The organism is Thermodesulfobacteriota bacterium, assembly GCA_040755095.1.
In the GTDB taxonomy this organism is placed as follows: domain Bacteria; phylum Desulfobacterota; class Desulfobulbia; order Desulfobulbales; family JBFMBH01; genus JBFMBH01.
The window spans coordinates 1-9,141 of the sequence record JBFMBH010000162.1; the positions used below are offsets into that span (position 1 = coordinate 1).

Consider the following 9,141-nt stretch of genomic DNA (forward strand, 5'->3'; position numbering starts at 1 on the left):
GTATGACCAGCTGGGGGGAGGCTTCAAGCTGGCCATGAGCGATCTGCAGATCCGGGGCGGCGGCAACCTCCTGGGGGTTTCCCAGAGCGGCCACATCGCCGCGGTGGGCTACGAGCTGTATCTCGATCTTCTGGGCCGGACGGTGGCCGACCTCAAGCGCAAGGCGGCTGCTGGCGCTCCCCTGGACGAAGAGGAACTGGAGCCGGAGATCAACCTCAAGCTGTCGGCTTTCATTCCCGAGTCTTACATCCGGGACGCCGGCCAGCGCTACCTGGCCTACCGACGCATCGCCGGCCTCGGTGGGGAGGAGGAGCTGGCCGAGCTGGCGGCCGAGCTGCGGGACCGCTACGGTGAGCTGCCCCCGGAGCTTTGCTGCCTCTTGGCTATCGTTGGTCTCAAGGGTGAGCTCAAGGCCCTGCGCATTGCCAAGCTGGAGGCCGGCGACCGCCAGCTGGTCCTGTCCTTTCTGCCCGACTCGCCGGTGGATCCGAAACGGATCCTCGCCCTCACCGCCGCGGCCCCGAAGGCCAGGCGCTTCACCCCGGACGCCCGTCTTCTGGTGGAGACGGATGCCGCTGGCGATGCCCTCCTGGAGGAGGCGAAAAAGATCTTGCAGGCCCTCAAGTAGCGTGCTAACAGTTCTTGTCCTGTCGAGACCCGCATCCATCCGCCCCTTCTGCCCCCTTCCTTATGCCCATGGGCCTCCTGTATCGCTTGCGCTGCTGTCCCGGTGTCCGTTGGCTCCGGCCCCTCGCTCTTGGCCTCCTGCTGCTTCCGGCTTGGCTGGCGCTGGTGCTGCCGGCGACCTCCCTGTGGGCGGAGGAGGTGGACCGGATTGTGGCTGTGGTCAACGATGAGGTCATCACCCTGTCCGAGCTGGAGGCGGAGGTGGCGACCTTTCTGCGGGCGGGGCAGGCGCCTGCTGCCGGCCAGGCCGAGCTGCGGCGGTCGCTGCTCGCCCAGCTCGTGGACCGGAAGCTTGCCGAGCAGAAGGCCGTCGAGCTGGGCATTACGGTGACCGATGCGGAGGTGGACCAGGGTATCGCCCAGGTCATGGCCCGGCACGGCCTCAACCGGGAGCAGCTGGAACGGGATCTGGTGCGCATGGGACGGGACATGGCGGACTACCGCCAGGCCCTCCGGCTTTCCCTGCTCCAGAAGCGGCTTGTGGACCTGGAGGTCCGGTCCCGGGTCGTGGTCACGGACCAGCGGGTGGCCCAGTATTACCAGGAGGAGCTGGCGGCCGAGGCCATGGAGCCGGGCTACCATGTGCTGCTGCTCGGGTTGGGCTGGGCGGCGGGCGAGGAGGCCGCGGCCCGGGAGGAGGTCCGGGAGCGGATCCGGGGCCTGCGGCGGCAGATCGTCGGCGGCGAGTTGGGCTTCCGGGAGGCGGCGCGCCGCTTTTCCGAGCTGTCCTCCGCCGCGGAGGGCGGCGACATCGGGGTGGTGGACCCCACCCAGATGGCAGAGTCGATGCGCAAGGTCATCGAGGCCTTGCCCCCTGGCGAGGTGAGCGAGCCGGTGGAAACGCCGGGCGGGGTCCAGCTGGTCAAGGTCCTGCGCCGCCGGGTGGCGCAAGGGCTCGAGCTGGCCCCCTTGGAGGCCATCCAGGAGGAGGTCCGGGAGTTGATCTTCCAGCAGGACCTCCAGCGCCAGTTTGGTCGCTTTCTGGAAGAGCTGCGGGGCAAGGCCCAGATCAGGATCCTTCTCGAAGGTTGAGGCACCCCGGGCCGTTGCCGGCGAGCAGCCCGGTCCGGCCATTGCCGTGAGGGAGCATGGCATTCGATCCAACCGATACGGAGACACCGGGGGCAACCGGTGAGGCGGAAGGAGGTCGCCGCAGCGGGAGCTTCGGCGACTATCTGCGCCGGCAGCGGACGTTGCGAGGGGTCAGCCTGGACGATATTGCCCGGGCCACCCGCATCCACCTCGGGGCGCTTCAGGCCCTGGAGGAGGATGACCGGACCCGCCTGCCTGCCGACGTCTTTGTGCGCGGTTTCATCCGCAACTACGCTCTCCAGGTCGGTCTCGATCCGGAGGAGACGGTCAGCCGGTATATCCAGGCCGGGGGCGAGGCCTTTGCCGGCGGCGGGCCGCTGCCCTCGGAGCGGGAGGAGCTGACCGGCAGCCGGGCCATCCGGTCGCGTCCGCCGGGGCGGTCTGGGCGCTGGCTGCTGCTGGGCCTCCTGGCCGGCCTGGTGGGCCTGGCCTTGTACCTGCTCCTGGGCCCGGTTCTCCAAGGCCCGCAGGAGATGCTGCCAGCCCCTGAGCACCCGACCGGCCAGGCCACCCCGCCGTCCGGCGAGCTGCCTGCACCAGCGCCGGTCCCTTCCCCATCGGCACCGCCGGCGCCAGCGTTGCCCGCCGAAGTGACTCCGGCGTCCCCGGTGGCCAGCCCGCCGCCAGGGAGCATTCCGCCCCCAGGGCCGCCGGCAGCGGCTGGCCGCGGGGCGGTGCCGGCAGGCAGTTCCGCCGGCATGACCGCGCCGGGGCCGGAGGGGCCGGCGGCAGCGCCAGGCTCTCCGCCTCCTCTGGCCCAGGGCGCAGCTGCTGATCCCGGGAGCGGCCTCCTGCTGGAGGCTCGCTTCACGGCACGGAATTGGGTGCGGGTGGAGCTGGACGGGCAGACCCTGCGGGATACTATCTATGAGCCTGGCCAGAGCCAAGCCTGGAGAGCCAAGGAGCGGATCTTCATCCATGCTGGCAACGGCGGCGGCGTGCTGGTGACCGTGAACGGTCAGGAGCTGGGTCCGCTGGGAAGACCCGGCGAGATCGTCCGCCGGTCCTTCCCGGAGTCTGCTGTCAAGCCTCGGCCCTGATGGCCTATTCCGACCTGCGGGCGGTAATCCTGGCGGTAGCCGAGAGCGGCGAGGCCGATCTGGCCGTGACCTTCCTGGCCGCTCAGACCGGCAAGGGGGTAGGCCTGGCCCGGGGCGCCAAGAAGAGCAGGCGCCGTTTCCTGAACCGGCTGGAGCCCTTTTCCCTGGTGGATCTCTTCGTCCTGGACCCCGGCCGGCCCGGCTGGCTGCGGATCGAGGACGCGGAGCTGGTGACGCCCTTTCTTGCCCTGCGCCAGCACCCGGAGCGCTACGGGGCGGCCTGTCTTCTGGTTGAGCTCACCAGGGCCTGGACCAGGACCGAGGACGAGGCGGCAGGGGTCTTCGCTCTCCTGGTCTGGGGCTTGGCGCGGCTGGATGCCGGGCAGAGCCCAGTCCACACCGTGACCCTTTTCGCCCTGCGGCTCCTGGACTTGGTGGGCTACCGGCCGCAGCTGGCCGGCTGCCTGCGCTGCGGCGACCTGACGTCCCGGGGCTCACCCTTCTGGTTCCATCCCTGGGACGGGGGGATCGTCTGCTCGGTCTGCCGAGCCGGCGGCGGCGATCGCCTGACCCTGGCGACCGTCAAGCTGCTGGCCCAGGCCCAGCGTCTGCCCCTGGCCAAGCTGGATCGCCTGCACCTGTCCGAGGCGGGAGAAAGGGAGGCCTTGGCCTTTCTGGAGCACTACCACCGCACCCTCCTGGACCGGGAGCTGCCGGCATGGCAAGGCCTGCGGCAGCTCCTGGGGGTGGCCGCCCCGCGTACGGCGGCCGGCTGACTTGCCGGCCGGCCGCAACTGTCAAGCACAGCTTCAAGAGGGAGATCCGGCATGGCGGAGGCTCTTGTGACCGGTGCCAGCGGCTTCATCGGGAGCCATCTGTGTCAGGAGCTGCTCGGCCGCGGCTGGCGGGTGCGGGGCACGGTGCGCCGCTTGGAGGCGGCAGCCGATCTTCCCCCAGGCGTCCAGCCGGTGCTGATCCCGGATCTGGGACCCTGCACCAACTGGCGGCCGGCCCTGAAAGGGGTCGATGCGGTGGTGCACCTGGCGGCCAAGGTGCACGATCAGTCACGTCCTGCGGCAAGCGCCGACTCCTACCAGAAGGTCAACGTGGCCGGCACCCGCAGTCTGGCCGAGGCGGCCGCGGAGGCCGGTGTCCGCCGCCTGATTCTGGCCAGCTCGGTCAAGGCCATGGCCGAGGAGACACCGGAGGACCAGCCGCTCCGGGAAGGCTCCCCCTGCCTGCCGGTGGATCCTTACGGCATCAGCAAGCTGCAGGCGGAGCGGGCCCTGTGGACCGTTTGTCAGGCCAGCGCCCTGGAGGGCACGGTTTTCCGCCTGCCGCTGGTCTATGGGCCAGGAGTGCGCGCCAACATGCTGCGCCTCATTCAGGCTGTAGAACGAGGCATACCTTTGCCCCTGGCCCTGGTGAGCAACCGCCGCAGTCTCCTTTTTGTGGGCAATCTGAGCGATGCCCTGGCCAAGGCCGTGACCAGGCCGGCTGCCGCTGGCCAGACCCTGCTGGTCAGCGACAACCAGGACCTCTCCACCCCGGACCTGGTCCGGCATATCGGGCAGGCCCTGGGCAGGCCGCCGACCCTGGTGCCGGTGCCGCTGTGCCTGCTCAAGGCCGCGGGCGTGGCGGCTGACGCCGCCTGTCAGTTGGCGGGCCGCGACCCCGGCCAAGTCAGCGCTGCCCTCCACCGGCTGCTCGGCTCCCTGGTGGTCGACCCCCGCCTTTGCCGCATCACCCTGGACTGGGAGCCCCCCTTCTCGGTACCGGAGGGTATCCGCGCCATGGTGGAGTGGTACCGCGGCTCTCTGGCGCACGTGGCCTGAGGCCGTCCGCCCCCGTCCCTCTCACAACAACCGCTTCATGAGCCAGGCCATGCTGACCCCCAGGGTCCGCATGGAGGCCATGCCTTCGTCGTCGTTCTCCACGTCCCTGGTGCATGGGATCTCCTTCTTGCAGGGAGATGGGTCTTTGGGGGCGGCTGACAATAACCTTTACCTGTTGCGGCCAGAAATTCGATATGATGGGATAGGAGGTGCGCTCGCAGCTCTCCGACAGGCCTTGGGCGGTCGGGCGCCGCGGATGCGGGTCAGGGCTCCTCCGGCGTGGCGCTCCGCCGGTCAAAGGAAGACTGGCGGCAGTGGACGAGGACGAGACATGGCGGACAAGGCGCGGCTCTTGGGTGGAGTACCGGTGCAGGAGGGCCATTTCCTGCTGCGGGTGGACAAGGATGGGCTGGTCGCCACCCTGGTCCCCATGGATCCGACGGGCCATCCGCCGGTGGATGCGGTGCACCTGCAGACCGAGCTGGCCGCGCAGGGCGTGGTTTTTGGGCTGCTCCCGGAGCCGGAGGCCCAGCCGGACGGGGCGTTGGCTGTGGCCCGCGGCCTGGCGCCTCGCCACGGCGAGGCTGCCCGCCTGGTTCTCCATGCCCGGCCCGGCGGCAGCGAGCAACCGGAAGAGGAGATCGATCTTTCCGTCGCTGTGGATCTTCGGGAGCGCCACAGCCTGGTCAATGTTTCGGCCGGCCAGGCTCTGGCTGACAAGGTGCCCCCCACCGAGGGCAGCCCGGGGCGCAATGTCTTCGGGGAGACCATGCCCCCCAAGCCGGGCAAGGACATCCGGCTCAAGGGCGGTCCCGGTGTCAGTGTCAGCGACGACGGCCTGCACCTCACGGCCGACATCGACGGCAAATACGTCCTGGTGGACAACAAGCCGGCGGTCCTGGCCGAGCACCTGGTGCGTACCGACGTGGACATGAGCGTCGGCAACGTCACCTTTGTCGGGGCGCTGCTCCGGATCCTGGGCTGGGTGCTGCCGGGCTTCACCGTGCGCGGCAAGGGTGAGGTCAGGATCATGCAGGGCGTGGAGGGCGCCCGGGTGGAGGCCGGCGCTGACCTGGACATCCGGGGCTGCGTCCGGGGCAACGAGGCCCACATCACGACCGGTGGCAACCTGGCCGTGAATATCGTCGAGGCCGGCTTCGTCGAAGCGGGCGGCGACCTCGTGGTGCGGGACTATTGCCTCGGCTGCCGGGCCAAGGTGGGCGGGAATCTGCTGGCCAAGAAGGGCAAGGGGGCCATCCTCGGCGGTCACTACGTGGTGGGCGGGGATCTCCATGCCCTGGTCGTGGGAGAGGAGACCGAGGTCACCACCGAGGTGTTCCTGGGCGCGAGGCCCGAGCTGCTGGCGGCCAGGGAGAAGGTGGAGGAGGAGCTGCAGGTCTGGCCGGAGAAGCTGAACGAGGTGCTCAAGAACATCACCGCCCTGGAGCGGATCAAGAAACAGGCCGGCGGCCGCCTGCCACCGGAAAAGGAGCGGCTGCGCCATAAGCTCGGCGAGATCATGCCGGTTCTCGTCCGGCAGGTGGATGGTCTCAAGACCCGGCAGAAGGAGATCGACGCCGAGCTGGCCGCTGCGAACCAGGCCAGGCTCTATGTCTACCAGACCCTGTACCCGGGGGTGACCATCCACATCGGCAAGGCTGTGCGCACCACCACCGCCGTGGACCAACGGGTGGTGGCCGAGGTCCATGAGGAAACCGGCGAGATCCACATCCGCAAGATGAGCGACGACGAATACGACCGGGGCATGCTGACCTGAGGCCTCAGCCCACCCGGGCGCCGGCGATCAGGGCCAGCATCTCCCGCACCGCCTGATCCAGGCCCACCAGCACCGCACGGGCGATGATGGCGTGGCCGATGGACAGCTCTTCCACCGGCTCCAGGGCCGCGATGCGGGAGGCGTTCCGGTAGTTGAGGCCGTGCCCCGCGTTTACCCGCAGGCCAATCTCCCGGGCCCGCTCCGCGGCCCGCGCCACCAGCTCCAGCTCCTCCTCCCGGGCACCTTCTTCCACAGCGTCGCAGAAGCGGCCGGTGTGGAGCTCGACGAAGGTCGCCCCCACCTCCTGGGCCGCCAGCACCTGCCGTTCATCCGGGTCGACGAACAGGCTGACCGGAATCCCGGCCTCGGCCAGCCAGCCGACGGCCTCTTTGAGCTTCTTCTTCTGGCCGGTCACGTTGAGGCCGCCCTCGGTGGTCAGCTCATGCCGCTTTTCCGGCACCAAGGTCACCATGTCCGGGTGCACCTCGATGGCGAGGGCAACAATCTCCTGGGTCGCCGCCATCTCCAGATTGAGCTTGGTCTTGACCGTCTGCCGCAGGAGACGCACATCCCGGTCCTGGATATGACGGCGGTCCTCCCGCAGATGGACGACGATGCCCTGGGCGCCCGCCAGCTCGCAGATGCCGGCGGCCAGGATCGGGTCTGGCTCGGTGGTGCCCCGGGCCTGACGGACCGTGGCGACATGGTCGACATTGACAGCCAGATACGGCATCGTTTTTCTCCTCGCCTCCTGTTGCAGTCGGGCGGCCAGCTCCTCTTCCCGGGCAGCCATGGCCGCAGCCTCCTTCTCGGAACGTTCATGATCGAGGCCCAGAAGATGCACCAGGCCATGGATGAAGAGGTCCCGGACCCGTTGGTGGACCGTTACCCCCAGACGCCGGGCCTCCCGGGTCGCCGTGTCCAGGGAGATGACCACATCCCCCAGGACCGTCAGCCCCGGCGGCAAGGGACCCGCCTCGGCCATGGTCATGGGAAAGGACAGCACGTTGGTGGGCCGGTCCTTGCCCCGGTACCGGCGGTTGAGCTCCTGCATCCGGTGGTCGCCCACCAGCAGCACGGACAGCTCGGCCTCTTCCTGCCCGACAAGCGCCAGCAGCCGCTCTCCCAGCCGGCCAGCATACTCCGCGCCCACCGGCGCGCCGGCCGGCAGCTCACTGGTGACCGCCACTGGCATCAGGCCACCTCGCCCTGGCGGCCGGTCTTGCCGTCCGGCGCCGGGAGGACGGCCCGGCCGCTGTCCTCCCGCTCGTCATAGGCGCGGATGATCTTTTGCACCAGGGGATGGCGGACCACGTCCTGGTCCGAGAAATGGACAAAGGCCAGCCCATCGATGCCGGCCAGAACGCGGATCGCCTCCACCAGCCCGGAGCCCTGGCGCTCGGGCAGATCGATCTGGGTGATGTCGCCGGTGACCACGGCCTTGGACTGGAAGCCCAGGCGGGTCAGGAACATCTTCATCTGCTCGTGGGTGGTGTTCTGGGCCTCGTCCAGAATGACGAAGGCGTTGTTGAGGGTCCGGCCCCGCATGAAGGCCAGAGGGGCGATCTCGATGGCCCCCCGCTCGGTGAGGTCCATGGCCCGCTCCGGCCCCAGCATGTCGGCGAGGGCGTCCCGCAGCGGCCGCAGGTAGGGGTTGACCTTCTGGGCCAGATCCCCGGGCAGAAAGCCCAGCTTTTCTCCCGCCTCCACCGCGGGCCGGGTGAGGATGATGCTCTTGACCGCGTCGCTGGCCAGGGCCGCAATGGCCATGGCCACCGCCAGATAGGTCTTGCCGGTGCCGGCCGGGCCGACGCCGAAGACCACGTCGTTGGCCCGGATCGCCTCGATGTAGAGCTTCTGGTTGAGGCTCTTCGGCGACACCACCCGGCGGCTGGCGGTGATGTAGACCTGATCCAGGAAGATCTCCTTGAGGGAGGTTTTGGGGGAGCGCTCCAGGACCCGCAGGGCGAAGGCCACGTCCTGGGGATAGACCGGGTAGCCGTGGCCCAGGAGGTCATAGAGCTGCTCCAGGACCCGGCCCGCCACCTCCACGGCATGGGGCGGGCCGGAGAGCACCACCGCGTTGCCCCGGGCCCGGACGGTGATGTCGGCGGCCTTCTCGATGGTGACCAGATTGCGGTTGAGGTCGCCGTAGAGCTGTCGGGCCTGCTCGTGATCGGCGAAGGTGATTTCCAGTCGGCTGGAGTCAGGGCCGGGCTTCAAGGCAGATGTCAGTTCCGGGGGCAGAATCGAGGCATGGAGACTGGTACGGTATACCTACTGGACGGACCGGTCTTTGTCAACAGGGCCGTGATCGGCATAGCGCTGGCGGAGCTCGTCGATCTCGGCCAGGGAGGCCAGGAAGAGGTCCAGGAACATCGGGTCGAAGTGCAGGCCGCGGCCCTCCTCCAGGATGGCCACGGCCTGGCTCACCGGCATCGCCTTCTTGTAGACCCGGTCCGAGGTCAGGGCGTCGAAGACATCGGCCACCGCGGCGATCCGGCCCTCCACCGGGATATCAGTGCCGGCCAGGCCCCGCGGGTAGCCGGAGCCGTTGAATTTCTCATGGTGGGTGAGGGCGATGGAGGCGCCCAGGTCCAGAATCTCCCAGTTGGAGCTCGACAGCAGCCGGAAGCCGATCTCGGTGTGCCGCTGCATGATCCGGAATTCCTCAGGGGTCAGCCGGCCGGGCTTCAGGAGGACGTGGTCC

General features: G+C 69.1%; 9 protein-coding genes. 6 read left to right on the plus strand and 3 right to left on the minus strand.

Going from position 1 to position 9,141, the window contains the following annotated elements; translation table 11 throughout:
* The 6 genes from AB1634_17415 to AB1634_17440 all read left to right on the plus strand — a co-directional run.
* Nucleotides 1-628: TRCF domain-containing protein (locus AB1634_17415; protein ID MEW6221294.1), on the plus strand; the 628-nt coding region annotated here is incomplete at its 5' end.
* 164 nt (nt 629-792) lie between these two features.
* Nucleotides 793-1,719 carry a peptidylprolyl isomerase gene (locus AB1634_17420; GenBank protein MEW6221295.1) on the plus strand — a complete coding sequence of 309 codons (927 nt, stop codon included), beginning with the start codon at nt 793-795 and terminating at the stop codon, nt 1,717-1,719.
* Between the two features lie 56 nt (nt 1,720-1,775).
* Nucleotides 1,776-2,819: a helix-turn-helix domain-containing protein gene (locus AB1634_17425; GenBank protein ID MEW6221296.1), complete on the plus strand. Its 1,044-nt coding sequence runs from the start codon at nt 1,776-1,778 to the stop codon at nt 2,817-2,819.
* Nucleotides 2,819-3,595 carry a DNA repair protein RecO gene (gene recO / locus AB1634_17430; GenBank protein ID MEW6221297.1) on the plus strand — a complete coding sequence of 259 codons (777 nt, stop codon included), beginning with the start codon at nt 2,819-2,821 and terminating at the stop codon, nt 3,593-3,595. Before AB1634_17425 ends, recO begins: the two co-directional genes overlap by 1 nt.
* Before the next feature lie 51 nt (nt 3,596-3,646).
* On the plus strand, nt 3,647-4,654 hold the full coding sequence (locus AB1634_17435; GenBank protein MEW6221298.1) for an NAD-dependent epimerase/dehydratase family protein: 1,008 nt from the start codon (nt 3,647-3,649) through the stop codon (nt 4,652-4,654).
* 331 nt (nt 4,655-4,985) lie between these two features.
* Nucleotides 4,986-6,431: a FapA family protein gene (locus AB1634_17440; protein ID MEW6221299.1), complete on the plus strand. Its 1,446-nt coding sequence runs from the start codon at nt 4,986-4,988 to the stop codon at nt 6,429-6,431.
* A 4-nt stretch (nt 6,432-6,435) separates the two neighbouring features.
* On the opposite strand, the gene AB1634_17445 is transcribed toward AB1634_17440, so the two are convergent.
* The 3 genes from AB1634_17445 to AB1634_17455 all read right to left on the minus strand — a co-directional run.
* Complete coding sequence (locus AB1634_17445; protein ID MEW6221300.1) at nt 6,436-7,626, minus strand: pyridoxine 5'-phosphate synthase; 1,191 nt, start codon at nt 7,624-7,626, stop codon at nt 6,436-6,438.
* Nucleotides 7,626-8,654 carry a PhoH family protein gene (locus AB1634_17450; GenBank protein MEW6221301.1) on the minus strand — a complete coding sequence of 343 codons (1,029 nt, stop codon included), beginning with the start codon at nt 8,652-8,654 and terminating at the stop codon, nt 7,626-7,628. Before AB1634_17450 ends, AB1634_17445 begins: the two co-directional genes overlap by 1 nt.
* A gap of 54 nt (nt 8,655-8,708) precedes the next feature.
* A partial coding sequence (locus tag AB1634_17455) for an HD domain-containing phosphohydrolase (protein ID MEW6221302.1) occupies nt 8,709-9,141 on the minus strand: 433 nt, incomplete at its 5' end.